Genomic DNA, 26039 nt, shown 5'->3' with positions numbered 1-26039 from the left:
AGCGACGGCGAACAGACGCTATTTCGGCCTTTTCAATCAAATGATTAATGCATGCTAATTCGATCGACCTTTAACGGATCGCGCTGTGGTTTTGGATATGAGAGTGCTTGTACTCGTTTAACCCCAGCATCGCTCACACCCCCTTCATAGTAGGGATGAGGATCGCCTGGGTATACAAACGCTCGACTACCGGGATTCCAAGCTTGGAAAAACTCACTGAGATCGGTTTGCGTCGCGTAAGAAGCGCACAGCATCAACTGATCACTTTTACCTAAGCCACTCAGTTGGCATAAATTGTCACCTTTTAGGCTGATCGCATCATCTTGCGCGTTGCGGGTCAAACGGTGCATCAGCTTAAATAAGTTCCAACCTTTCACGCCATCTTGCGCCGAGTAATAACTTGGCAGCTCTCCGGGATACCAATCGGCAATCTGGAATTCGCTTTCTGCCCACTCCTTAAGTTGGGCAAACATCACCAAGCGCTCCCCTGCACCACCGGCGGCCCACGCATGACCTTGTTCTAGTCGCACAAATTGCGGTGCAATTTGAATATCCTGCTCAACACGCGCCATTTTGCCTAAATGGCGATCTTGCATATACAGCGCCAATAAGTTGTTAACCACTTCGGTCGCCCCTTCAACATTAAACGGGGCTTCTGCGGCGTTGTGGCCAATTTCATGCCACAGTAACCAACTGTTGAGTGGGTTGGTATTCAGTTTATTACTCGCAGCATTAAAACTGGCATTCATCACCGGATAACCCGAGTGCGCCGCACCAATGCTAATCGCAATATCATTGACAAAATGGTGACGGTTATTCGGATTGCTGGCACTGGTTGCTTGGCGATTCAGTTTGCCTTCAATGCCTTCATCACGGGCGTAGAAATCGCTAAGATCTAAGGCAAACTGATCCAGATCTTGCGCAAATTGGGCAATTCCGCCTTCATAGCCATTGGCCTGCAAATTGGCTTTCGGTGCGGTAAAGATAAAGCTATCTGACACCACTTCACCGATCGGGGCCGGCGCATCCAGTCCGTTGATCCACTCTTCACCTTGATATAACGGTGCATCAATCGTACCTGCAAAAGTCAGCGAAACTTGCTCACTATTACCACCTTGGGCATAAATCAAACCACCATAAGGAACCGTAAAACTCTGGCTACTGTTTTGCCCCCCACCAATCACGAAAGATTTGGTCATGCGTGGTGGACGTTGCAGGCCCAGCTCATGTTTTTCACGCCCAGTGAGATCATCGGCCAGCGCAATCGTGATAGTCACTGGCTGGCTTTCGCCAGTCACGCTGACCTGAAAGGGTTGCTGAGCCACCGCCCATTGCCCCGTAGGCTGACGATTACCGGCAAACCAAGCGCTGGTTTGGTTACGCATATCAAGCTGCACCGTTTTGCCATTCGCTCCTTTGGCTTCACCTGGGAATTGGCGTACATCGACGTTCACATCCAGATCCCAGAACGAGCGACCGAGCATTAAACGCGTCAGAGGCTTTTCCATATAGTTGAGCGGATAGCTCGGGTTCATTTGCCCAGCATACTCACCCTCTTCAGCGCCATACACCATCTGCATCTCCGTCAACTGCAATTGCAGATCCTCAGGGCAGACCGTATTGCCGCCAGCAAGATTGCGGGTATAGCAGTTAAGAAACTCGGTAAAGCGTTTAAAACCCAGCTCATCGTCATAAGTAGATTCATAGCGATAATCGAGATCATTCCACAGCCACACCGTCATATTTTGATAAATGCGGTTGAGATCGACACTGCTTAAGCGCTCACCCTGCTTACCTTTGGTACGGAAATAACGTTCATGTTGATACAGGGCTTCAATATTGGTGCCTAAGTTAGCCGCTTTAATCATCGCTTGGGCTTCATCGTTACCCAGTTTTAGCTCAGTATAACGTGGGCGATACATTGACCCAGTCACGGGAATGCCGTTACCGGGACGATATTCCAAACAGTTAACTTCGTAATTGAACTGATCATCGCGACACTCTTGATACGCCAGACCCGTGGAGGTAGGAAACGCATTCAGAATGCGCTGCTTAGCCGTCGCTAAACTGGCCTGATTGAGCACTTCTACTCCATCGGCATCCTTTTGCAGGTGATCGGCTTCATCAATAAAAGCAACCTGTCGGCTTGCATTGCCTTCATCATCGACTTGCGTCCAAGTCGCCATTTCAAGGCTCGGCTTATCGCTCGGTTTGTTATGAAGAATAAAATACCATTCAACGCTACCGTCTTCGTTAATGGTGTAAGGCAGCATAGGTCCACCATCCCCATTCACGGCGGCATAACGCTCTAACACCCAAATACCATGTTGACGTTGGTTACGCACCCGATCAGGATAGCCACCACTTGGACCATTGCCATCGGCCACCACACTTGACCCCATGCCAAACGCAATGCCGGCACTGTCAAGCAAGCGATCAATCTCGCCCAAGCTGGTACGGTTGACCACGGTTTCCATCATTAAGACATTTCCGCCCCAAGTCACATAGTCAATCAAGTCACTAACGTCTTGTTGGCTCAATTTAGGACGGCTGAGATCAGCGCTCAGCGGTAGATCATAAGCACCCATTGCAGTATGGCCGCGATATTCGTACGCATTGATGATCACCACTGGTATGGTTACTGGATCTAAATGACTAAAATCAGTAAGTTGGACAGTCTCCGCCGCAAAGCGCGAGTCGAGTACAAATGGAGCAGAGCTACCCATCACTTGACCCGCACGTTTAAAATAAACCGACGGTATATTAGTACCGATGGTCATTTGTGAGCCCGTGCCAGCTTCACTTGATGCATTTTGCGTCAAATAACGCAGCACATTCGTGAAGAAATTGGCCATATCATCGCTATCACTACCCGCGGTACAATTGCCTTGCTGATCAACACTCCCACCCCAACTAAAGCCATTCGGGCAAACCAGTATGCTGTTATAACGGGCATTGCCCAGCACCATCACTTTACCTTGGCCAAGCTCACCAAGACTGATAAACGGCAAGTTAAAGGTCGCTGTTTCGGCGGAAACCTTTTCCGGCTCGACTTGGGAAGGCGCTTCGGTAATAAAGGCTAAACCTTGAGCATCCCACGCTTTGGGCTTACCAAAATCAATCCAATAGTTATTGTCATTGCGTGCCATCAGTACAGGAAAGGCCGAGTTGGCAATATTAACCGCCGCTTGTGCGCGTGCAGAACCCGTACTACCGTAAAAATTGGTACTGTCATGGAACACATGGAACCGTTCAACTTTTTTCCAGCCATCTTGCCAAGCGGTGCTCGTGCTGCCCCAAAGCTTTTCAATATCGGCTTGAATACGGCTCGCTTCTTGATCGACCGCCGATCTCGGCGTCGCCTGCGATCTCGTTTGGTACAAACTGGTCGGCTGTAATGCCTGATCAATCTCTGCCGCGATCCCTTGTGAAAATTGCTGGGCAAATTCACCCAGCACAATTTGGGTTTGCTCAGCACCGATCTTTAATTCCACGTCCTCATTGCTCAGCGAGAGCGAAATTGCCTCATTCACCACATTCGGGTACTGGGCAAAAACTTGGGTCACCTTATCGCTAATCGACACCGTATCCTCAGTTTGCTCAGCATAACGCAGCACCAGTGCTTGCGCATTTTTACCGGCATTCTCACTGCCAAGATCGGTCAGTTGAAATGTGGTTTTGTTGCCACGCAGTGTACCAAGCTCAAAAGTATCAATCGCAAAGCTGATCGAATCCCCCCACGAGAACTCAAAGCCTCCATCCCCCATCGCACGACCAGATTGAGAAACGCCCGTGACACCACGGCTGTTATTACTAAAGTAAGCAATGCCATTCACCGCACGGCCGTCACTATCAAGTAGTCGCCCTTGGCTCAAAATCACAGAGGTTGGTTGATACTGTAAACTCTCTTCCGCATTGGCGGAGACAAAACTGCTGTTTAAATCATTCGAGCTTCCAGTGGTTAGCGCTGGCGTAATATCCGGCACATGGGTGGATGGTTGCTTATCCACTTGGTTATCATTGCTGACTTTTTCAACAATCAGTTCACGAAACTCTGCGCTTGGCATATCAAGATGGTTGAGATAATTCTCAAAAGTTAATGCATCTCGAGATGAGGTAAAATTCAGTTCAATCGTTTTGCCCTGCACATTACCCATATTATTGATCAAGATTTGTAGATTACTCTGGCGCACTGCCGAGTCTTTATATTCATCGGCATCAATCAATTTCATTAATTCAAAAGAGCTAGAACGTTGATTAACATTCGTCGATTGACTCTCCTCTCCCACAAAAGGAGCAATAAACGTCGCCAGCGTTAGCCCCTCAACGGTACAGATCACATTGCCTTTTTGTGGCACTGTAAATTGATTGGCTGGCGCATCATTACACAATACTGAACCACCAAAGATCAGGTTACCATCCAAAGAGAGCTGAGCCGCAATAATCGGGTCATCAACCCCTATATCCGGTAATTCGCCACCACCCACACTAGGGGGGTCGATTGGCATGGAATCATGATTGCATCCAGACAGGGCCAACATAACCATTGCTGAGATCAATTTAAGCTTTGTATTTATCATTCTGACCTATTGTTTTTTAATAAGGGATTCAAATGAAATGGTTGATTTTTCAATGCGATATGTCAACAAGCAGAAACGTAGGAATTTCCTTACAAGAAAAAGGAGTCAATACCACAACCAATAACCATCAAGACAATCATAAGTAAGCTGGGCGGTTTTGCATGATCGGTGATAACAATGACCGATGTTACTTTCTAAGCTGCCTGTGCGGCAGTGAACTCAAATCAAGCAGAGCATGGAGCTAGACCGCATTTCTAAGCTGCCTGTGCGGCAGTGAACACTATGATAGGCACGGTAAAAACCGCACTGATTTTCTAAGCTGCCTGTGCGGCAGTGAACTCTGATCGTTTTGTGATCCTTTTAGCCTGTCCTTTCTAAGCTGCCTGTGCGGCAGTGAACAAAAACCGTGGCTTTGCGAGTGTTACCCGCAATTTCTAAGCTGCCTGTGCGGCAGTGAACCGCGCCTTTCATAGCTGTTGTGAGCGCCTTTTTTTCTAAGCTGCCTGTGCGGCAGTGAACAAAGACGTTTTCACGCTTTTCACCAACATCATTTTCTAAGCTGCCTGTGCGGCAGTGAACATAAAGCTTCTTCTGGTCTTTTGCTAATGCTTTTTCTAAGCTGCCTGTGCGGCAGTGAACACCAAGTATGTGACAGTGGTGTATGCCATTGATTTCTAAGCTGCCTGTGCGGCAGTGAACGTGCGGCCTCAATCGCTTTTTTAGGCACAATATTTCTAAGCTGCCTGTGCGGCAGTGAACCATAAGGCCACATTAAAGCATCATCGGGATCTTTTCTAAGCTGCCTGTGCGGCAGTGAACTAATCCGACCCTTCCGGCGCTGGGTCATAGTTTTTCTAAGCTGCCTGTGCGGCAGTGAACACATAACATTGCTGTGTCTGCGAGCGCGTTCTTTTCTAAGCTGCCTGTGCGGCAGTGAACGTGGATTTCCGTGCCAAGCATGGTCTATGGCTTTTCTAAGCTGCCTGTGCGGCAGTGAACTTCGCGTCAACCACCGAGGCTTACGATTGTGTTTTCTAAGCTGCCTGTGCGGCAGTGAACGTAAGGGCCCGGTGCTGTCAGCGGTTCGAGATTTTCTAAGCTGCCTGTGCGGCAGTGAACAGTTTTCCTCTGTATACTCAGAGCTATCTGCATTTCTAAGCTGCCTGTGCGGCAGTGAACGCAGTATTCGCCGCTTGGGGCTTTCGTGCTTTTTTCTAAGCTGCCTGTGCGGCAGTGAACGCGTCTTCACAAGCTGCGTCTCTTGGCGGGTATTTCTAAGCTGCCTGTGCGGCAGTGAACAGGAGTGGTGTTGATTCCTCTTGTGATTCTAATTTCTAAGCTGCCTGTGCGGCAGTGAACGTTTCCGCACCAATGCTAACCACTGTAGGGTTTTTCTAAGCTGCCTGTGCGGCAGTGAACCTGGCATTCAAGAATACCTAGCGTGCGAGCTGTTTCTAAGCTGCCTGTGCGGCAGTGAACGCGGTCAGGATTTCACGGTTGTTACAGCAGCATTTCTAAGCTGCCTGTGCGGCAGTGAAGAATATGTTATTTCAGCCATTGTGCTAGAGCTTTTTCTAAGCTGCCTGTGCGGCAGTGAACATAATCCGAAATATGAGCATGATTATGTAGGCTTTCTAAGCTGCCTGTGCGGCAGTGAACAAAAGCCCTAAAGGTATTTTAGGGCTTTTATGGTTTCTAAGCTGCCTGTGCGGCAGTGAACACTGACCGCCAAACCCATGAATGCATTGGATATTTCTAAGCTGCCTGTGCGGCAGTGAACCAATGGTGTGCTACGGCGCTTATGACAACTCATTTCTAAGCTGCCTGTGCGGCAGTGAACGCCTGCGTCCATCATAAACGATAGACCGGTTTTTTCTAAGCTGCCTGTGCGGCAGTGAACCACGGTAAATGGTTAATTTGGTGGCTATAGTTTTTCTAAGCTGCCTGTGCGGCAGTGAACATGTTATTTGATGACGAATCACCGACGCTACTTTTCTAAGCTGCCTGTGCGGCAGTGAACGCGAGCGCACCAGTGACGCTAATGCATATTGGTTTCTAAGCTGCCTGTGCGGCAGTGAACCGAACTTACCAAGTCGATTTGACCCCAAAGGCTTTCTAAGCTGCCTGTGCGGCAGTGAACCAGGCTGTCGAGCATCGGCGAAGCTACATACATTTCTAAGCTGCCTGTGCGGCAGTGAACGGCTTTGTGATCAGCGGCGTTGAGGTATTGCGTTTCTAAGCTGCCTGTGCGGCAGTGAACCGTTTGAATTCAGCGTGACTGACTTCCAGCGTTTTCTAAGCTGCCTGTGCGGCAGTGAACGCGTGTTTGTCGATGGCGGCGTGCTGCTGCTTTTTCTAAGCTGCCTGTGCGGCAGTGAACAGTCGAGAAATATCATGCCGCCAACACTGTTCTTTCTAAGCTGCCTGTGCGGCAGTGAACGATTCCCGATTGGAATTCCGACGCCATCTGCTTTTCTAAGCTGCCTGTGCGGCAGTGAACAGTTTTGACCAGCTAAATGATGAGTTTGGAATTTTCTAAGCTGCCTGTGCGGCAGTGAACATCGATCTGTCAACTGTGTACGCTGACTGGGATTTCTAAGCTGCCTGTGCGGCAGTGAACCCAAGGGTTAAATAGCGCACTCGAAGCGCTTGTTTCTAAGCTGCCTGTGCGGCAGTGAACGCTGCTTGCAGCCGAGCGCGGCGTCGCCGATTTTTCTAAGCTGCCTGTGCGGCAGTGAACTTGGTGAGAATTGGGACGAATCAGGCCGCGCATTTCTAAGCTGCCTGTGCGGCAGTGAACAATAGAATAAACCGATAAAAATAATCTGCAACAAGCTGTTAGGGTAAAAATCATCTTTTTACCTTGTTAAAAACAACCCGTTGCAACCATTTGTTTTAAATGCACATTTTTAAAGAGCAAAAATAAAGGGTAAAAACTACCCTTTTTCGTTCAATTTAAAAGTGCGGTACGGTAGCCAATGCTGATTGTCCATTCGCTTTGCTACTCAAACCATAGCAATCAAAGCTCCCATCTTGTGATGTGCTTTGCTGCTGCATCTCAATAAACAGCGGGAACTTGCTGTTTTTATCTGGTGAGCGCTGCTTGGTTTGCTGGCTATGCAAGTAAATAAACGGCAAAGAGCACAATGCTGTCGGCTTGCTTTGTTGCAAATCCGCTAGACATTCCACCAGCGGTTTACCGGATTTTGCTGCCCATAGTTCGGCTTTTTGCTGCATATCCCGCTCTATCCGTTCGGGCGATTTCACCTGCTTGCGTACAAAGCTTACGTAAGTTACATCGCTTGGTACTGGCTTGATCCCTTTGATGTGCACATAGTCTTCTAGCCGAGTTAGCCATTGGTGGATGACTAGCTTTTCCAGTGTCGCCTGTTCTTGCGCAAAGAGACGCAGCTTAGCGCCGAGCGGAAACTTTGCTTGACGGAAATCTGGAAAACCGACCGCAACCAGAGATTGATTGCTACCCACTTTGTGCTCCACCAAAGCAATGTGGACTTGTTGAAAGACGTTTTGCCAAAGAAAGCCTAAGGCAATGTCGGCATCAGGTAATAAAGTGATCTCTTGGTAGTAGTTCATCACTGCCCCTTTTTGTCACTTTCGCCAAACACACCACCGCGCACCAATACCGCCATAACATAATGCTCATCTTCTTCACGAGGCAAGCTCTCACCACGCGCCCATTTATCAAAAAAGGTGTAAAAGTCATTTTTTTTAGGTGTTCGGAATGCCTTACCTAAATTGGTAACTGCACCATAAACCTCTATTGCAATAGCACCTGCACTTTGCTCCTCAGATGCGTAATCTGGGTACCAAGTATCAATGGAACGCAGTGCGTTACCAATTTTTTGTGAGTGCATCGCAGCATGCTCATTAACCGCATATAGGATTTTACTTTTCTTGGATTTGCTGTTGCCTTTATCCATTACTAACTCTTCACTTGGGTAAACTTCTTGGGCTTTACCCACCTTCGCGTAGCAGTCAATTTGCAGCATCAAATGATCAGTTTCACTGGCTAGCACCTGAGCAATTCTGTCGGCCAAACTATTGATCTGTGGATCGTTATGATCAAAGTGTTTAGTACTGAATTGTTTGGCATTAAAAGTCCACGCCTGCTCAGTCCCTTTGTTTAATGCCCTGACTTGCACTTCAATCTCTTCTGCGCCAACGCGGTTGCGCCATAGAAAGCGGGCATTGGCAAGATTGGTGGCATAGCGTTTCGCCAATTCGAAACAGCCATATTTGGTAATGTACTTTGAAACCGCAGCACTATAGCTCTGTTTGAACAGCGCATTGTTACACGCCGAAGGTTGGGCAAGCCCCCCTAATACTTTGAGTGTGAAATGTAGCTTCAGGGTATCTTGCTCTAGCCCCAACGCACAGGCATCCACCCGCTGCGGGTTTGGAGATGCAATATCCATATCCAGCTTCATAATATCCTTTTCACCACCTTTATTAAGGCGGTGGGAAACTGTGCCACGCACTGATTTTTCTTGTAGGGCTAATGGGATTGCTTGCTCTTTGGTTTCCCACTGGCATCCAAAGAGGTAGCCATCGGATGGGACTAGTTTTTTTTCAAATGCGAGTACTGATGCGATGTCGTTATTTTTAGCCATGAGGTTGTTCCTTATTGATGTTCGTTGATAGCGTTAACTGGCTGACAAAGGTAAAGATCGTTTTCTAAATCGGGGTGGTATTGCCAAAGGATGTCATCGAGATGTTTGATTTTGTGCACCATGACAAATTCACCCAGTGTGACCACACTTTCGGCAAAGCGGTGCGGCACTGATGGATCGCGCTGATTTTTTGCTTCACCTAATGGTGAGATACCCTGAAAACCAGTGGCAATCGGCACAATCCAGCCACTCGTCTTGCGCTGGCTATGCCAAACAACACTTTGGTCTTCAAGCTGCTCACAATGGTGGTGTACGGTGAGGTAACCAAGCAGCGCATCTATTGCGTCATCACCTTGCTGCATGGCGTCAATCATTAAATCGCGGCGTTCGATCAGCACGTAGCCTGGCATTAATTGGCGCAGAACTCTGCCAGTATCATCCTCAGTTATCACAGATTTAACTGAGGGCTTCCCAACGGCAAGAACGTCGCCTCCTGCGACTTTCATCGTCGCGATAACTGCTTGCAACTGCTGGATAAAGTCTGGCTGCTGAACTTGCTCTTCATTACCACTCCACTCAATGACAAGTGAGACATCCAAATGACAGCGTGCTTCCTCGATAAATGCCGAGCGTGAACCATCCTTATCAAGTGGATTGCCAGTACCGATAATTGAATGAACAAAGTCACCTTCGCCTTTATGAGTCTGTACATCACAACGGTGGCTCACTACAGCAGCACTATGCAGCATGAGATCAGATAACCCTGCTTGGCTGAGCTTGCGCTCTAAGGCATGCACAAAGCCTAGCCATGCCGTCATGGCAGGAAAGCCAATAGTAAAGGGGCTTGAAAGTGCATTGGCGTTGTGAATTTTAAGATGCGGTAAGATCAATACGTTCATCGCAAGTTCTCCTTATTGCTGGCAACCACCTCTTCTATCGCCAGCAGCTCTTGGTCTGCCAATGTGACGGGATTAGTGATCACTTTGCTACGGCTGTAATGGTTGATTAAGCCTCGCGCAATGTGGCGAATGATTTTATCGAGCCACTCATCCTCTTGCTGACGCTGCTCAGCAAACTCTGGATAGAGCCAAATTTTTTGCTCCAAAGGCAACGCACTCGATAATTCACCGGAATACGCTTCAAGAAAAAGACGTACTTGCCACATTTTTTCAATCACTAAATCAACGTATTGCTGAATGCGGTAGTCACGGCCATCACGGAGATTGATGTTGTTGTAGTCGGTTTGAAAGAGTCGATGCAACGATTCAAGTACTTCTTTGGCTTGCCTAGCGGTAAAACTCTCTTTGAAAAAATCCGTTTTCGGCAGCCGGATATCGCGAGGTGTTAACTCCGGTGGAATGGAGGCCAGCAAATGTGCTTTACCTGCAAATTTATTGTTTAGCACACTTATATTTGCGGGTTTAGTTCCACCAAATCCTATCGTAGTTAGGCCAAATATTTCTTGGTAACCAGCGGGATGATATTGATTTAACTTTTTGTACTCTCGTACTCTATTTGTCTCTCTACCAAGCTCATCAAGACGTTGGCGGAGCTCAAATAAGTGACCAGAATGCGTCAATAAAGAAAGTAAGTGATACTGCTGATCTGCGACCGGAAAATAAACCTGCTTGATTTTTGAGTTCGTAGATGTTCCTTCACTTGTACTTTTAATAGCTAAGAAGCTTGACCGGAGTTGTTCATAGTCAACACCTTTTACTGTTAAAAGCTCTCTAGCTACTTTAGTTTCAGACTCGATGTGTTGAAGAACACTCATACCATCAGAAAGAGTAACGCGAAGGAAATCTTCAGCGGCCAACGCGCCAGCATCTCCAACTGAATCAGTCAAATCAAATCTAACATTGCCAGATCTGACAAAACCATCATTGCGTTGATTTCCTGCAAATAATACAGGAGTTACAAATGTGCCATCCTTAATATTTGTTTTTCCAACGCCTGTACTTGGATGGCTAAATTTACTTGGATGAGTAGTTAACGCCCTACTACATATTCTACGCGCCGCATCAGGCAACCAATTGTCTAATAGAAAGTTTTGCTCACACTCCTGTTGTTTTTCCAATACTTTTGTATCAGACATTGCTGCACTGATGTTTTTCTTTAGCCATGCTTCTTTACGCTCAGCAAAAAAGGCGGCTATTGCTGGATCTAACACGCGACTCCCCTCCATTATTTAACCTTAACCAACCCTAGTTGGTCGTTGTAGCTGTATTGCTGATTACCTTCACGGTAGATAAAACTGATTTCTCCATAGCGCACTGAGGTGGCGAACTCCTGCTCAGGGCTTGGACTGTATAAACTGACTAGCTCGCTGTAATCACGCTGTAGCCAGAGCTTCTGTTGCTGCGTTGATGCCAGCGGCAGGTGTTTAATATTTAACACTTCATCGATTGAAGGCATCCCCTCGTCAGGCAAACAAAACTCGATGCTGCGCGCTTTTTTGACTAAGTAGATTTGCACTGTGGGTTCACTTTTACGAAAGCGTTTGAAATATTGCGGCAGTGCAGTAAGCCACCAGTAGCCGTGAATATGACCGTGCAGATGCTCATACCAACATGACTGCGGCGAGCTACTGCGACGATTACGGCTGTATCTATCCTGACGGCTAGTATTGGCTTGCTGTGGTTTGCCAAGGTGATCGGTGCCAAGGGTTTTCGCGGTGGCAAAGTGCTCTAAATCCGCCAAGTTGTTGCGCGGTTCTAGCACTGCTCGCTTTTGAATACGAACAATGGCATTGACCGCTTGCAGCAGCGACTTTTCATCCACCAACTCACATAAATCATGAGTGACGAGCTGAGTGGTGCTGTCTGTTTCGTAACCTGGGTAGTTAAATACTCGATCTGAGCCTCCCTTAAAGCCTTTGAGGTTGTATTGCAACAAGCCAATATTGGGCTCTTTAATCTCGCCATCGCGATGCCTGCGTACCCGACCTGCCATTTGAATAATCGAACGAAAAGATGAGGGTTCAATCACCGCCCAGTCAAAGTCATGGTCGCGCCCCACTTCCTCGACCGGAGTTGCAACCAGAATAAAAATCAGGTTTTTCACTTGGCAAGTGGTTAGATGTTCGCGGATCACGGGATGAGCAAATGCACTAGGTAATTCACCCGCTTTCTCTTTGCGTTTGAGAACTTCATCCAAATGCTTTTCTTGCACATGACGCAGCAACATAACTTGCTGGCTGTGATAAGCCATACAACGCACTTCGATATCGGCAGGCCAATCACAGCTCAGTAGATATTGGGTTAATTCGACGCAAGGTTGAATATTGGCAACCCGAACCACACCGAACGACACCCTTGTTTGGCTTTCTGGTTCTAACGTGTTGTGGTGCTGGTGTTTGGCTAAAACCCCTTGCTTCACAGTCTCGAAGTACTGTTTCTCCAGCGGTTGCTCACCCTGTTTAATGCATGGAATGATATCGGCCTTTCTCTTCGCGACCTGCTGTTTGAGCTTATCCACGCGTTTAGACACAAAGCGTTGCTGGAAAGCCTCATAAGCAGCTAAATCAGGATCATCGCAGCCCACCATCTGAACATCAGCGCTAAATTCATCGACATAAACACAATTGATACTGCTTACTCGATCACGGCTGGCAGCAAACACTGCCCACCCTTGACGATAGGCATTGTATAAACCCAATGCTAAATCCGGCGGTATGGTGGCAGAGGAAATCATCACTTTGCGCCCCAGCATGCCAGCCAAATGCACTAATCGGCCAATTGCAATCAGATCATCGCCGGTAAAGTCGTCAATTTCATCAATCACTAAGTCGGATGACATTAAACGCAAACAAGGCAAAATATAACGGCCACCGCGTTTGGTTTCTGTTGCGGCCATAATGTGATCTATCGTGCACACCAGTACTGGGGCATACAGAAGTTTTCGGTCTTTTTCTTTGGTTAAAACGGTCGTGAGCTCTTCTTCAGGCAGCACACCTTGCCAATCCAGAACATCGTTTTCATCTTGAAGACTCTCCAAAGACTCAGAACCAGCGTCAGCTTGTTCGGGTTCAATGTCGTCTTTTTCAACCGCCTTACCCGATTTATGTAACTCTGAAATGGCTTTAGAGCCAATCAGCACTGCTAAATCGCTCTCTTGCAGTTTGAGACGTTCTTTATATTCGTCTCCGGTTTGCAAAGTGAGTGTGCGCAAGCCAAGTGCCAGAATAAAACGCAAACTTTCACCCTCTTCAGATAACGCCTGCATAATTTTGGCGTTGGCGATAGTTTTGCCACAACCAGTACTGGCCATGTTCACCACAAAATAACCTTGGCTTTTATCTTCCGTGTGTTCACGCCACTCATTGATTTTGCGTACCGCTTTGTCTTGCCAACGGAATGCTTTAGGCGTATTGGCCTTAGGTGCCAGTTCGTCGAGATCGGAGGCGCTTAGCGGCTCTGATTCAAAAAACGGCAGTAACTTGACTGTGTTCACCGCGACTTTGGCAACATTCACTAAGTGCTCATCCAGCTTTTGTTTACGCGCTTTGGTAGTGGGATCGGTGTTGGCGTACAGCTCTATTGACGTTTTCCATTGATGATCATTAGGCTGTGAAGAGTAATAATGATCACCTAGCATAAGGCACAACCTTGCATGGTGGAGGATCCCCCGCCAACTACCATCATTCATCGCCCGCTCTAACAAAGGCAGGTGATGCAATAAGTCTTTCGCACGGCGTTTTAGCTCAGCAAGCCAAATCGAGGAATTAGAAAGTAGCCCCAACGGAAACTCAAAACATTTCGGCAGCAGCGCGTTGTACTCATCAAAGCGGTTTTCATAACCCCATGCTGGGGTAATTCTGGCAAGTAAATCCGCCAACGACGAGTTATCAGCTTCTCGTTGTCTATCACACAAGTCTTTCTCTTTGGGTAGAGGCAGGCGGTGATGAGAAACGATCAGCCAAGCGATCAAAGCCGCCGCTGTCGGTAATTCGGCAAGTGCTTTCTCTTTTTGTAACACGTTGGTATTAAAGCAAGTTTCATCAATGCCTTGATGAATGAGTGCGTTTAACCAAACCTCATCAAGACGTTCATGAGTTTGATTGGAAATCCATTGCTGAAACAGCAAACAAGATATCCACTCATGGCGTAGCGGGTCACCTTTGTGCTTGGTTTTAATTTCTGGATTTAACTTTTCCTGAAAAAGTAAAGAGGCTTTACCCCAATCGTGCAGCAAAGCGGCCATTCCGGTTATCGCTTTAATCAGGGGTAAATATTTCCAATCATTTTCAAATTCACTGTTCAACAGGTCTTTCTCTGTACTGTTTACTGGCACATATCCTTCTGCATTAAATTTCTTCTTGTTACCTACCACCCACAAAAACTGGCTGCGCGAACGAGAGCGTATCCAGTGGCAACTCACCGCCGTACTGCGGCTGGCGGTTTGGCGAAGCATTTTTTTCACCGTGAGTAGCCCTTCTTCGGTGATAAGGGTTTGCCAGGTGTTATCACCAATGCGGTTGGCGAAGGCATCGAGTACACGGCGGGTTTTCTTGAGGGCGTTTTTCTCGCATTGACTCACAAAGGTGACCATCATAATTGGTATGCCTCGCGCTCTTCTTCCTCTTTACCTTGCAGTGCAACGTATTTCACTGTGTCGAACATGAAGTCGAGCGCTTTGTGTTCGATGAAGGCTTGCAAAATTTGTTGGCGAAACTCTTGTTCGCTGGCGTTCTCTTTGGCGCAAACAAAAGCCCACGGCAGCACAATGGCATCTTTGATTAAGTCCGCGACATCAAATACCAAAGCGCCTCGGCGGGTTTTGCCATGCATCACGGCAAAGCCGTGCGGAATGCCAAGCACCCACAGGCAGCTTGCCGCAAGCCCGTAGGCTAAATAGTTGCCGTGATTGAGAAAATCGTTGGCTTTGTCGGTGCATTTTTTGTCTGGTTGATGTTGGCGAGTAAAGCCTTCTTTGCCAGTGTTATTGGCGGCGTACTTGTACAGTGCTTTAGTGAGCTGCGCTTCAGTGAGGAGCAGATCGGCTGGTTTACTCGCGGCTTCAGTGCGTTGGTGAAAAGTATCAAGGGATTGCTTTATTACTTCATCTTGTAGATTAAATTTCTCAAGCGTTAATTCTCGGTCTGATCGCCAAACACGCTGCAAGTAATCAATCCGTGCGTTTTGGAATTGTTTGGCGGCGGCCAAGCGCTTTTCATCATCAAACCAGAATGAGAGCCAGCCTTGTAAGTATTCTGTCGGGCGATATTCGCTTTGTGGTGTGAACCATTCGACGTCGGTTGCCATATGCAGTGGCGTACCGCCGCCGCCACAAAATCCAACCAATACGCCAGCCTGTGAGAGCATGCGCATGGCCGCTTGAGTAATGGAGGTGCCATTGCCGAGCATGAGTACGGTGGTATTGGCAATCGGAATATTGAAGTAGAGGTTTTCTTTGTCGGCTTCGGTCAAATAGAGTACGCGACCATCTTTTTGCATTACTCGGCAATATTCCAAGTAATACATGTTGGCGCGCTTTGAGTGCAGGATGACTTTGAGATCGGAGGGAGATAAATCGTCCATTATTTGCTCTACTCCTAACGGTTAGGTTTCAGATCACCATATTGGGATGTCATACAGGTTAATCATGCTAAATAGTTGCGCTTACGGCATTAGTATCAATGCGCAAAGTAGCATAATTAATTAGATGAGTTCGTGATTCAACCACAAGTTGTAGCTAGCGGTGTATTTTTATTAACGTTGAGCCGGTATCGCTATGGGATATTGAGTTGATGTAATACGGGAATAAGCAGGCAGAGAAAAAAGGAAATGGGCACAAGTGCCAGAAACAACAAAGCCCGCTAAAAATAGCGGGCTTTGTTTAAAATTTGGTGGGTCCGGGCGAACTCGAATCGCCGACCCCTACCATGTCAAGGTAGTACTCTAACCAACTGAGCTACGGACCCAAATTTTTTGTTCTCGCATAACCATTCAGTAATGGAATGGTGCGTCCGAGTGGACTCGAACCACCGACCCCCACCATGTCAAGGTGGTGCTCTAACCAACTGAGCCACGGACGCATCGCTTGAGAACGAGGTGGATATTAACGGCAGATTTTGTGGTGTGCAAGCCCAATTTCTTTATTTTTAAATCAGTTGGCTTTTCTATCATCAATTTGATGCTTTTTTACCCTCAATTGAGGATCGTTTACTATTTCTGTTATCAAGATCATTGAGTTAGCAAATATCGATCAAACTCTAATTTTGTGATATGCATTCAAAAATGATATTGAACCCGTAAGGTAACACTGTAGTATACACACCAATGCTTATATTTAGCCCCGGAGAGGGTCGTCGCATGAATGCTAGGTTATTTGATAATACACAAACGTTGCGAGCTTCGGTCTTATGCAGCTTGAGTTTTTGCTGGGCGCTGATTGCCTTATCAATGGCATTATTCAATTTCTGGTCATTTGCACAAATTGAATTGGCCTTACTAGAAATGCTCTGTGCCTTGTATTCTTTTTACATCTATTCACAGACAAAGCGACAGATTCATACGGCAAGACAAGTGGGTATTTATCTGCTGCTGCTCACGGTTACAACACTATTTGCGACCTATATTAAACCATTAGCAATGGGGGTTTATGTTTGGAGCTGTTTTGTACCAATCCTGTTTTATATTTTTACTTCAGCCCGTTTTGCCTTTTTAACCTGCAGTGTTTTTTTCCTGCTCCAAATTACGATTGTATATTGGCAATTACGGATGGAACCACTGATTAATTGGCCGGTACTGCTTCACTTAACTTTTGCTTATGTGGGTCTTTGGGTCGTTGCCCATATCTATGAAAAAAATCGCCGCAAAATTGAAGACTCCCTACTCTACCTAGCCTCACGTGATGCTCTTACTGGCGCACATAATCGTTTATCACTGGCCACATCTTTCCAACATTTTGAACAAGTGAGTCAAGATACATCGCTCTATTTGTTGGTTATTGATTTGGATTTTTTCAAAGCGATCAATGATCAACACGGGCATGATACTGGCGATAAAGTGCTGGTAGAAACCACCGATTTACTGACCCAAATGGTGGGCGACCATAATTTGTATCGGATCGGTGGTGAAGAGTTTTGTGTCACGTTATTTGATCAATCACTTGAACAAGCAGAGCGGATCTGTGAACGACTGCGAACGATGATCAGCCAACATTCGTTTACTGCAGGCGATGTCCCGATACAAGTCACGATTAGTATTGGGGTATGTCAATATCACCTGGGCGATAAACTCAATGACCTGCTGAAACTCGCCGATATTGAACTCTATCGAGCGAAGCAAGCGGGTCGCAATCAGGTGCGGCTTTGCCAACATGTCAAAGGGAAGGCCACTATGAGCTGTCCTCGGCAAGCCGATATAGCTCACTAATATCCGCCCTGAATTAGCGGTTATCCACGGCGTTTTCTTGCTCAAATTCGTAAACCACATTGTAATTTTCTGTATAGGGGCAATGAGGCTGGCGACTGCAAGTAAAAAACCGTCGACCGCGGTATTCACCTTGCGTGGCCACTTTAATCACCATCGGGCTGCCACAACGCTTGCAAAATCGGACTTCTTGATCAGCTTGAATCAGGTCGATATGGGCGGCTAATAGACGGCGTAATTTGCTCACTTGATAGCTCATCCGAATATTGGTGCCAATAAGCGGAATATTGGCGGATTTACAAACGTGCAGTAGCAATTTTTCCCGTTCAACTTTGCCCTTTTGTAACTGCTTACCATCATTCAGTTCAATCGCGACTCTTGGCTCTAACGTTCGAGCATCACACACTAAAAAATCAAAATAATTTTTTGAGATTTTATGATAAGCAATGAACCAATGCTTCTTGCTGGCAATATTATGCGGGGTGATGACATTCGCCATATTGACTTTTGCCAGCACCACGCCATGTTCACCAACAGCACTGACCAGCGCATTGTAAAAAGCCCCCTCTTGCATATTGAGCAATGGCCCTTTCTTTTTATAGGCATACTCTTGGTGGGTATCTGGCCGAATCACATATTTCTGGATAACCAAAAAAAACACCACTAACAGTATGACAATAAGGAAAATTTCGAGCATAGGTTATTTAGACCACAGTCAATATAGAGATGAATGTATGGGGTAAACGATTGAAACAAGAAGGCGGATTAAGCTCCGCCTTTATTGGCTCATACGCTAAAAATGTATTTATCCATCATTGTGACCATGCGGCCAATTTCCGGCTTAGTGATGGTGTCATTCGCGCCAAGAGATAACGCTTTAGCACGGTTATCATCACTCATCAGCGATGAGAACATCACAATCGGCATTGAAATATAAGCCTCATCATCGCGCAGCAATTTCACTAAGTGCATGCCATCCATGCGTGGCATTTCAACATCAGTGACCAGTGCATCGATCAACTCGCTAATCGCAATATTTTCCGCTTTTGCCACTTGTTTAAGTTCCATCATTTTTTCAAATGCTTCACCACCATCTTTACACGCAATGACGTTATAACCCGCAGAACTCAAGGTATCTTGGATCAGACTACGGATAAAAGCCGAGTCATCCACCACCATCACGGTTTTGGCATTACGTTTTGTGATCATTCGCTGATTTAAATCGACTTTTTTATCCAGCGTGACATTATATTTTTCCATGCTTAATTCTGGGTTGATGTCGGCAATGATTTTTTCGAAATCAAGGATCATGATCAGTTTGTGGTCTTGGCGCACGACCGCGACCACACAATCCTGCTCGCCCGCTTCAAGAAACTGACTTGGTGATTCGACATCATTCCAAGAAATACGATGAATACGGCTAATACTGTCAATGAGGAAACCATTAGTCATCCGGTTGAAATCGGTGACGATAACATATTTATTGCTAATATCATTCGACGTCGGTACACCGAGCCATCCTGCCAAATCCACCAACGGAGTCAGAATTTCACGGGAAGAAAACACCCCGACCATATGCGGTTGAGCATTAGGATAATCGGTGGTGTCTGGCACTCGGATCACTTCGCGTACTTTAGCGACGTTAATCCCGTAGTAACAGGTTTTGGTTCGCCCATCCGGTAAGATTTTTTCTAAATGAAATTCAATGATTTCTAATTCGTTGGTACCGCTTTCGGTTAAAATTGTACTACTTGGGTTACTCATAATGCTCACATCTTCTCAGGATGGTTATTGATACTTGTCCAGTATGGCTTGATATCGATTTATGCCATTTTCATCAACACTGTTTTTGATCAGTTCAATGCCTTTTTGTAAATCATCCAATACTGACTGCTCGATATTTTTGTTAAATGCGTAATACAGTGAACCTTGCATTAAAATGTACACCGTTTCAAACTCTTCCAACGGATAGTGCTTTTGACTCATCCACCAAAATGCGGTTCGCTCATCATAGGCAAGCAAATCAATGCGCTTTTTCAGTAATTGCTCGGCCAACGCGCTGACGGAAGTCCCTTCCACCATCGACTCTCTTGGCACTCCCAACTGAAGCAGTTGTTGCTCACCAATATCATCACGCAAAACACCAATTCGGTATTGACCTAGTTCCATCGGATCGTTGACTTTAATTTGACTCGATTTGCGTGCCAACACCGCTACTTTAATATCGGCAATCGGGCCGACCCAGTTGAATAAATGTTCACGATGAGCTGTGCGAGTGGTCGAAAAAAGTACACCGTCGGATTTTAACAACGATGTTCGATAAGATCGTGCCCAAGGTTGCACTAAAATTTGCTCAGCGCTGATCTGTGTATGCATGGCGACTGCCGCTTGTTGCAGCAATTCAACCGCAATCCCCGCAGGTTTATCACCTTGGGCAAAATTCATCGGTGGATAATTTTCGGTGTAATAGGTTAATGACTCTAAGCCTTGGACTTGCGCGTTAACACCAAAATTGATCCCCCAAACCACACCGAACACAGCGGCTAAACCAATATTCCACAGCATCTGTCGATCCTCATTCGCTAGCTATAATCGACTTAAACTTTAGATTGCATTATGCAATACGTCTAATAGATGCAGAGATCACGATTGATGAGTTTGGGTTTCATTACACAACACCCAAATTAGGTCTGTGGATTTTGACGCTCACCGTACCATAACTCGGATCGGCATCCAATTATTTAGCATGAAGAATATGCGCTAGATAACCAAACGTATGAGTGAGAGCAACCGCTTTTTAAGTGATGATTTTGCGCATCAGTACATCATGCGATTGACCGTACTTGATTTTTTCATCTTACAAGACTTGCAGCAACCAACTGATAATAAACAACAAAATACACAATAAATCATAAAAAAAACCGTTTTATGGCACCTATCACAACAAATCTCCGCTCAGCGACCACATTGGCACCGTTTAGTGAGTATAATTAATCCACAATTCGTAAAGTGTTACTTGGATACCATCATACCCAATCCCGAATGCCCCTTTGGTAGCCAATTTACCAACAACATGTGACAAGGAGTCGCAAGATGAAAAGAGATACTTTGGGAATTTGTCTATCCAAAGACATGTTAAGTGATCATTTACTTTCGACATTCACTCGGGTAAGAGCTTATGAAATGGAATCGAGAGCTCACGATGAAATGCGCGTGTTATTTGCTTTCCCTCAGATGCTGGGCAAAGACCTACTCACCACGATGCAGGGCAGCCGCAAATTAGTGTGGCGTGCTGACTACCATTGCCCTAACTACCCGTATTGTTAACGTTATCTCTCACCAATCCACCAATAAATATATACCCAAACAACTTGGAGTTGCAGGTAGGCGGCAAGTGAGTGAGTCCCCATGAGCATAGACAAACTCTGTGATTGGGGTGAAAGAACGTAGCCAACACCGCTGCAGCTTCAAGTAGGAAGGGTATAAAGGCTATTGCACGGAACTGTAGAGGCTCTTTAAGTAGCAACTACAGTGAGAACCTAGACGATAGTTAATCCCGTTTTCTAAGGTCGTGGTTAACTTGATCAGATCAACTCTTTGTTTGACTTCGGCGATCAAAAAATAGAGTATTGGCTCTAAATTTATTCGATTGAGCTCACCATGAAAGTAAAATTTCTTTCTCTAATGGTCTACTCCTTGCTGTGTATACCAACCGCCCAGGCGGCATCGCTTTCATTTCAAGAAGCTTGGGGAGTACTGCAGCAACAAAATCATTCACTCGCCGCGCAAAGAGCCAATGTTGAACGTTACACCCATCTAAAACAGGCGACCGACAATCTCAACTTACCGTCGCTCACGCTGGGAGCTAATTTGGTACGCCTTGATCAAAATGTCACGCTTTCCGGCCAACAGTTGTTTGAGAGTACTGGGCATGCATTACCAGCCTCGCTGGCTAGCTTAGGCTCAATTAAATCAACCATCACTGAGCGCGATATTTTTACTTCCTCAATTCGGGCCATTTGGCCGATTTTTACCGGTGGCCGAATCAGCGCAGCGCAAGATGCCGCAGTAGGCCGAGAGCATGAAGCACAAAGTCAATTGGCAATGGAAGTACAAGCCCGATATGAAGATTTAGCCAAATATTACTTCAGTGTGGTACTTGCTAAAGAAGTGTTAGCCACCCATAAAGCGGTAGAACAAGGGCTGGCCCAACATCGTGACAACGCATTAAAGCTTGAGCAGCAAGGACAAATTGCCCGTGTAGAACGCCTACAAGCCGAGGCATCACTGGATAAAGCCAGCGTTGAGCGCAAAAAATCCCAGAAAACATTAGCCATTGCACAAAGCGCCCTCACCCAAATTTTAGGGGCCGACCAAACTGTTGAGCCGAATGAGCAACTGTTTATTAACCCCCACCTACCACCGCTGCACGCGTTTATTGATCAGACTCTCAAGACCTACCCAGGTTTACATTTGCTTGATGCCAAAGAGCAGCAAGCCAGTAGTCTGATTAAGGCCGAACAAGGCAAATACTATCCTGAAGTCTACCTGTATGGTGATTACAGTCTGCATGAGAGCGATTCGCTCGCCAGTCAGCTGAAACCCGATTGGCTGGTTGGTGTTGGAGTCAGCATTCCGCTGATTGAAAATACTGGCCGTAGTCAGCAAGTTAAAGCCGCCAATAGTGCGCTCAATCAAGTACGCTATTTAAAAGCACAGGCGAGACAAGATCTTAGCGTGTTGGTGGAGAAAACCTATCTGGAAGCAGAACAAGCGCTTGAAGAAGTCGCTGGTCTAAATTCTAGTCTTAATTTGGCACAAGAAAATCTACGTTTACGCCAAGCGGCATTCAAGCAAGGTTTATCCACTTCGCTAGAAGTGGTGGATGCTGAGCTTTATCTAGCCAGCATACGCACTCAGCAATCATGGGCCAGTTTTAACTACCTTATTTCACTCAACAAACTGTTAGCGCTCTCGAGCGAGATGGGCAGTTTTTCAACCTATCATCAATCGGCAGTTCCTATTACATCACTGCCACAACACGTCACTGCTAAGTAAAAGGAACCACCATGAAAACGGTCAAAACCACCTTAATCACCCTTAGTGCTGTCGTTGTTGTCGGTTGGGTTGGCTATCGCTTTTATCAGGCCTATCAACCACAACCGCTGATATTACAAGGTCAGATTGAATCTCAGCAGTACAGCATCTCCTCCAAAGTACCAGGACGAATTGATCAAGTGATGGTACGTAAAGGCGATCAAATCGAAAAAGGGCAACTGGTTTTTACTCTGCTGAGCCCAGAAATTGATGCCAAATTAGAACAAGCGATCGCTGGGCAAAAAGCCGCTGGCGCACTGGCGCAAGAAGCGGAGAAAGGGTCACGCGGGCAGCAAATTCAAGCCGCGCACGATCAATGGTTAACCGCTAAAGCAGCCGCGGATTTAGCCGAAAAAACCTATTTACGGATCAATCGTCTTTACCAAGATGGCGTAGTAGCTGAGCAAAAACGGGATGAAGCACAGACCCAATCACAAGCAGCCAAATATACCGCCAGTGCTGCGTTACAGCTCTATCAACTGGCCCAAGAAGGGGCGCGTGAAGAAACCAAGCAAGCGGCGTTAGAAAAAGCGCGCATGGCTGCTGGAGCGGTCGCTGAGGTGCAAGCTTATGCAGCCGATACCACCATCCATAGTTGGTTTAGCGGTGAGGTAGCGCAAGTGTTGATGCACAGCGGTGAGCTGGCTCCTCAAGGGTTTCCTGTGGTTACCGTCATCGATACTCAGGACTCTTGGGCGGTGTTTAATGTGCGTGAAGATCGGCTTAAACACTTCACGAAAGAGACTCAGTTTGAAGCTTATTTACCTGCATTAGACATCAGCCTCCCTTTTAAAGTGACACATGTGGCAGTGATGGGTGATTTCGCAACTTGGCGCTCGACCGATGCCAGCCAAGGCTTTGATCTGCGCACTTTTGAAGTTGAAGCACGCCCGCTGACCCCGAGTAAAGATCTACGCATGGGTATGAGCTTGGTGGTTAAGCTGTAGCATGAAAGCGATGATCCCCGCGCAGTGGACGTTACTGCGTCACGATAAATGGCTACTCTCCTGCTTAACTTGGGTGCCGCTGCTATTGGCAGCCTTGATTTGGTGGATTTTTTCACAAGGCATCGCCCGTGATTTACCCTTTGGGGTGGTGGATTTATCACACAGTCAACTGTCGCGCCAATTAATCCGAGAAGTGGATGCCACTGCAACACTGCAGGTATTTGACCATTATCCAAGCATCGCTGAGGCCAGTCATGCGCTACGCAGTAGCCAAATCTATGGTTATATGGTGATCCCAGCACAATTCGACAAGTCGATTTATCGTCAGCAGCAGCCCGCCGTGACCACCTTTTACAATAGCCAAATGATCTTGGTCGGCAAGCTGGTCAATAGCGCAGTAGTACAAGCACAAAGCACTTTTAATGCGCAGGTGGAGGTGATGAAAAATCTCACTGGTCAAAGCCAAACCACTCTCGCCGCAATGGGGCGCGCAGTGCCAATACGCACCCAAATCACGCCGCTGTTTAACCAAAACAATCACTATGCACAATTTTTAGTCAGCGCGATTGTGCCCGCATTGTGGCAGATCTCGATCGTGGTCAGCACCATTTTGATTCTGGCGGCCAACTATCGCCATTACGGTTTGCAAAAGTGGTTAGCGGATGCGCCGTTACGTCAGTTAAGTCGCACCCTATTACCCTATTTGCCCATTTTCCTGTTGCAGGGGTTGGGATTTTTGATCTGGTTTTATGATGTGCTGGACTGGCCAATGTTTGGCCATTTCTCCATATTATTGATTGCCCAAGCGTTCACCGTCATGGCCTGTGTGATCATGGCGGGATTTTTTTACTTCCTAACCTTAGATCCGGCTCGCGCGATGAGCTTTGCTGGAGCATTCACCGCCCCCAGTTTCGCGTTTATGGGGATTACTTTTCCCGCTAGTGATATGAACTCGCTCGCTCACCTGTGGCGCAGTTTGTTGCCCATCAGTCATTATATTGAAGTACAGGTCAATCAAGTCAGTTATGGGCTTGATGCGCTCACTTCGCTACAGCCGCTGAGCAACATGTGGGGATACCTTTTTCCTCTCGGGATAACCCTACTGTTGATCCGTAAACATTTAGCCCGTGCAACTGGAGCCGCATTATGACGCTATTTGAGCTGTTAAAAGCGGAGCTGAAAGCGCTATTAACCAACCCGGTGGTGGTGATCACTGTATTCGGTGGTGTGGTGTTTTATTCTTTTCTCTATCCGCTGCCTTACGTACAACAAGTCCCACGCGAGCAGAGTATCTCGGTGGTCAATCTTGATAAAAGCCAAACCAGTTACCAGTTTGAACGTATGGTTGATGCCACGCCACAGGTCAAGATTGTTCGCCGCGATCACACCATCACGCAAGCTAAACAAGCTTTTTTAGCCAAACAAGTGGCCGGTATTCTGGTCATCCCTGAGCACTTTTATCGCGATCTCTTACTCGGCAAAAGCCCCACTCTTGCTTATGCTGGAGATGCTTCCTACTTTTTGGTGTATGGCACGATTGTCGAAGGCTTAGCGCAGGCAGGTGGCACCTTAGCCGCGCAGACGAAAGTCAGCCGTTTGCTGGTTGAAGGTGAGCCAATGGCATTTGCCAGCCAACATTTTTCGCCCACCAGCACTAACCTAAAACCAACCTTTAACCCGCGGCTAGGTTATGTTGATTACGTGGTACCAGCCGTTTTTGTCTTGATCCTACAGCAAACCTTGGTGATGGCCGCCGGTTTGATGGTCGGGAGTCAAAAACAAGGTCACGGCTACTGGAGCCGAGTCTCGACGGCAAAATTACTGTTGGTGCGTAGCTTAGTATTGGTCGCCATCTACTATTTACTCAGTCTGTACTACTTCGGAGCCAGTTTTGAGCAACATGGGATCCATCGCTTCGCTGCGATCCGTGATCTTTTGAGTTTATTGTTGCCCTTTTTGCTCGCCTGCAGTTTTGTTGGGATCGCATTAGGCGCGCTCACACCAAGGCGTGAGCTCGTCACCTTGGTGGTATTAATCAGCTCAATGCCGCTGATCTTTACCGCAGGGTTTATTTGGCCAGTAGAAATGATCCCCTCACCGCTATTGTGGTTAGCTAACGGCTTTCCCAGCACTCCGGCGATCCAAGGCTTTCTCAGCTTAAACCAAATGGCGGCGAATTGGTCAACCCTAGCACCACAATGGACTCTATTATGGCTACAAGCGGTATTATGGGGCGCTATCGCTTATTACCTACTGCAGCGTGATCGTCAGGCTAACACTCCCGTTGCACATTAATACCGGTTGCTAACGACAATACGGGTTCCTAACGACGGTCGGCTTATCCAACCGTCGTTACGGTAGTGTCTCACCGCGTTAAAACTTTCTATTCCGTTCCACTGATTTGACTGA

General features: G+C 46.8%; 16 protein-coding genes, 2 tRNA genes and 1 CRISPR repeat array. Of the genes, 6 read left to right on the top strand and 12 right to left on the bottom strand.

Features of this window, described 5'->3' with window-relative positions:
- Positions 1-44 precede the first annotated feature (44 nt).
- The 9 genes from G7083_RS11610 to G7083_RS11570 form a co-directional block, all read right to left on the bottom strand.
- Positions 45-4580 carry an SslE/AcfD family lipoprotein zinc metalloprotease gene (locus tag G7083_RS11610; protein WP_166014921.1) on the bottom strand — a complete coding sequence of 1512 codons (4536 nt, stop codon included), beginning with the start codon at positions 4578-4580 and terminating at the stop codon, positions 45-47.
- Between the two features lie 191 nt (positions 4581-4771).
- Positions 4772-7380: direct repeats of the CRISPR family, unit length 28 nt; unit sequence TTTCTAAGCTGCCTGTGCGGCAGTGAAC.
- Positions 7381-7535: 155 nt separating this feature from the next.
- Positions 7536-8174 carry a type I-F CRISPR-associated endoribonuclease Cas6/Csy4 gene (gene cas6f / locus G7083_RS11605; protein WP_166014920.1) on the bottom strand — a complete coding sequence of 213 codons (639 nt, stop codon included), beginning with the start codon at positions 8172-8174 and terminating at the stop codon, positions 7536-7538.
- Positions 8174-9211, bottom strand: coding sequence for a type I-F CRISPR-associated protein Csy3 (gene csy3 / locus G7083_RS11600; protein ID WP_166014919.1), 1038 nt, complete (start codon positions 9209-9211; stop codon positions 8174-8176). Before csy3 ends, cas6f begins: the two co-directional genes overlap by 1 nt.
- A gap of 11 nt (positions 9212-9222) precedes the next feature.
- Positions 9223-10110, bottom strand: a complete 888-nt coding sequence (csy2, locus tag G7083_RS11595) for a type I-F CRISPR-associated protein Csy2 (RefSeq protein WP_166014918.1) — start codon at positions 10108-10110, stop codon at positions 9223-9225.
- The gene (locus G7083_RS11590; protein ID WP_166014917.1) at positions 10107-11396 is read right to left on the bottom strand and encodes a type I-F CRISPR-associated protein Csy1; all 1290 of its coding nucleotides are present in this window, start codon (positions 11394-11396) and stop codon (positions 10107-10109) included. The genes csy2 and G7083_RS11590 overlap by 4 nt, the downstream gene beginning before the upstream one ends.
- On the bottom strand, positions 11396-14764 hold the full coding sequence (gene cas3f, locus G7083_RS11585; RefSeq protein ID WP_166014916.1) for a type I-F CRISPR-associated helicase Cas3f: 3369 nt from the start codon (positions 14762-14764) through the stop codon (positions 11396-11398). Before cas3f ends, G7083_RS11590 begins: the two co-directional genes overlap by 1 nt.
- Positions 14761-15750: a type I-F CRISPR-associated endonuclease Cas1f gene (gene cas1f, locus G7083_RS11580; RefSeq protein ID WP_166014915.1), complete on the bottom strand. Its 990-nt coding sequence runs from the start codon at positions 15748-15750 to the stop codon at positions 14761-14763. Before cas1f ends, cas3f begins: the two co-directional genes overlap by 4 nt.
- 306 nt (positions 15751-16056) lie before the next feature.
- Positions 16057-16133: transfer RNA gene (locus G7083_RS11575), tRNA-Val, on the bottom strand.
- Positions 16134-16170: 37 nt separating this feature from the next.
- A tRNA-Val gene (locus tag G7083_RS11570) sits at positions 16171-16247 on the bottom strand.
- A gap of 277 nt (positions 16248-16524) precedes the next feature.
- Here G7083_RS11570 and G7083_RS11565 point away from each other — a divergent pair.
- Positions 16525-17589, top strand: coding sequence for a GGDEF domain-containing protein (locus G7083_RS11565; RefSeq protein WP_166014914.1), 1065 nt, complete (start codon positions 16525-16527; stop codon positions 17587-17589).
- Positions 17590-17602: 13 nt separating this feature from the next.
- Here G7083_RS11565 and G7083_RS11560 read toward each other — a convergent pair whose 3' ends face one another.
- The 3 genes from G7083_RS11560 to G7083_RS11550 form a co-directional block, all read right to left on the bottom strand.
- Positions 17603-18283, bottom strand: a complete 681-nt coding sequence (locus G7083_RS11560) for a DUF2726 domain-containing protein (protein WP_166014913.1) — start codon at positions 18281-18283, stop codon at positions 17603-17605.
- Positions 18284-18372: 89 nt separating this feature from the next.
- A complete protein-coding gene (locus tag G7083_RS11555) occupies positions 18373-19350 on the bottom strand; it encodes a chemotaxis protein (RefSeq protein WP_166014912.1) in 978 nt (325 codons plus the stop codon).
- Positions 19351-19374: 24 nt separating this feature from the next.
- On the bottom strand, positions 19375-20151 hold the full coding sequence (locus tag G7083_RS11550) for a transporter substrate-binding domain-containing protein (protein WP_166014911.1): 777 nt from the start codon (positions 20149-20151) through the stop codon (positions 19375-19377).
- 528 nt (positions 20152-20679) lie between these two features.
- On the opposite strand from G7083_RS11550, the gene G7083_RS11545 reads away from it, so the two are divergent.
- The 5 genes from G7083_RS11545 to G7083_RS11525 all read left to right on the top strand — a co-directional run bounded on the left by G7083_RS11545 (position 20680) and on the right by G7083_RS11525 (position 25925).
- Positions 20680-20913, top strand: coding sequence for a hypothetical protein (locus tag G7083_RS11545; RefSeq protein WP_166014910.1), 234 nt, complete (start codon positions 20680-20682; stop codon positions 20911-20913).
- 333 nt (positions 20914-21246) lie between these two features.
- Positions 21247-22644, top strand: coding sequence for a TolC family protein (locus tag G7083_RS11540; protein WP_166014909.1), 1398 nt, complete (start codon positions 21247-21249; stop codon positions 22642-22644).
- An 11-nt stretch (positions 22645-22655) separates the two neighbouring features.
- Positions 22656-23630: an efflux RND transporter periplasmic adaptor subunit gene (locus G7083_RS11535; protein ID WP_166014908.1), complete on the top strand. Its 975-nt coding sequence runs from the start codon at positions 22656-22658 to the stop codon at positions 23628-23630.
- 1 nt (position 23631) lies between these two features.
- Positions 23632-24780, top strand: a complete 1149-nt coding sequence (locus G7083_RS11530; RefSeq protein WP_166014907.1) for an ABC transporter permease — start codon at positions 23632-23634, stop codon at positions 24778-24780.
- Complete coding sequence (locus G7083_RS11525; protein ID WP_166014906.1) at positions 24777-25925, top strand: ABC transporter permease; 1149 nt, start codon at positions 24777-24779, stop codon at positions 25923-25925. Before G7083_RS11530 ends, G7083_RS11525 begins: the two co-directional genes overlap by 4 nt.
- The last annotated feature ends 114 nt before the right edge of the window (positions 25926-26039 follow it).

This window comes from Vibrio sp. HDW18 (assembly GCF_011306175.1).
Classification (GTDB): domain Bacteria; phylum Pseudomonadota; class Gammaproteobacteria; order Enterobacterales; family Vibrionaceae; genus Vibrio; species Vibrio chanodichtyis.
Note: the sequence above shows the minus strand (reverse complement) of the source record. Positions and strands in the feature narration are given on the sequence as shown.

Excerpts from the sequence above, each read along its gene's own strand:
- G7083_RS11610 (WP_166014921.1), bottom strand. The coding sequence starts at position 4,580 with ATGATAAATACAAAGCTTAAATTGATCTCAGCAATGGTTATGTTGGCC.
- cas6f (WP_166014920.1), bottom strand. The coding sequence starts at position 8,174 with ATGAACTACTACCAAGAGATCACTTTATTACCTGATGCCGACATTGCC.
- csy3 (WP_166014919.1), bottom strand. The coding sequence starts at position 9,211 with ATGGCTAAAAATAACGACATCGCATCAGTACTCGCATTTGAAAAAAAA.
- csy2 (WP_166014918.1), bottom strand. The coding sequence starts at position 10,110 with ATGAACGTATTGATCTTACCGCATCTTAAAATTCACAACGCCAATGCA.
- G7083_RS11590 (WP_166014917.1), bottom strand. The coding sequence starts at position 11,396 with ATGGAGGGGAGTCGCGTGTTAGATCCAGCAATAGCCGCCTTTTTTGCT.
- cas3f (WP_166014916.1), bottom strand. The coding sequence starts at position 14,764 with ATGATGGTCACCTTTGTGAGTCAATGCGAGAAAAACGCCCTCAAGAAA.
- cas1f (WP_166014915.1), bottom strand. The coding sequence starts at position 15,750 with ATGGACGATTTATCTCCCTCCGATCTCAAAGTCATCCTGCACTCAAAG.
- G7083_RS11565 (WP_166014914.1), top strand. The coding sequence starts at position 16,525 with ATGAATGCTAGGTTATTTGATAATACACAAACGTTGCGAGCTTCGGTC.
- G7083_RS11560 (WP_166014913.1), bottom strand. The coding sequence starts at position 18,283 with ATGCTCGAAATTTTCCTTATTGTCATACTGTTAGTGGTGTTTTTTTTG.
- G7083_RS11555 (WP_166014912.1), bottom strand. The coding sequence starts at position 19,350 with ATGAGTAACCCAAGTAGTACAATTTTAACCGAAAGCGGTACCAACGAA.
- G7083_RS11550 (WP_166014911.1), bottom strand. The coding sequence starts at position 20,151 with ATGCTGTGGAATATTGGTTTAGCCGCTGTGTTCGGTGTGGTTTGGGGG.
- G7083_RS11545 (WP_166014910.1), top strand. The coding sequence starts at position 20,680 with ATGAAAAGAGATACTTTGGGAATTTGTCTATCCAAAGACATGTTAAGT.
- G7083_RS11540 (WP_166014909.1), top strand. The coding sequence starts at position 21,247 with ATGAAAGTAAAATTTCTTTCTCTAATGGTCTACTCCTTGCTGTGTATA.
- G7083_RS11535 (WP_166014908.1), top strand. The coding sequence starts at position 22,656 with ATGAAAACGGTCAAAACCACCTTAATCACCCTTAGTGCTGTCGTTGTT.
- G7083_RS11530 (WP_166014907.1), top strand. The coding sequence starts at position 23,632 with ATGAAAGCGATGATCCCCGCGCAGTGGACGTTACTGCGTCACGATAAA.
- G7083_RS11525 (WP_166014906.1), top strand. The coding sequence starts at position 24,777 with ATGACGCTATTTGAGCTGTTAAAAGCGGAGCTGAAAGCGCTATTAACC.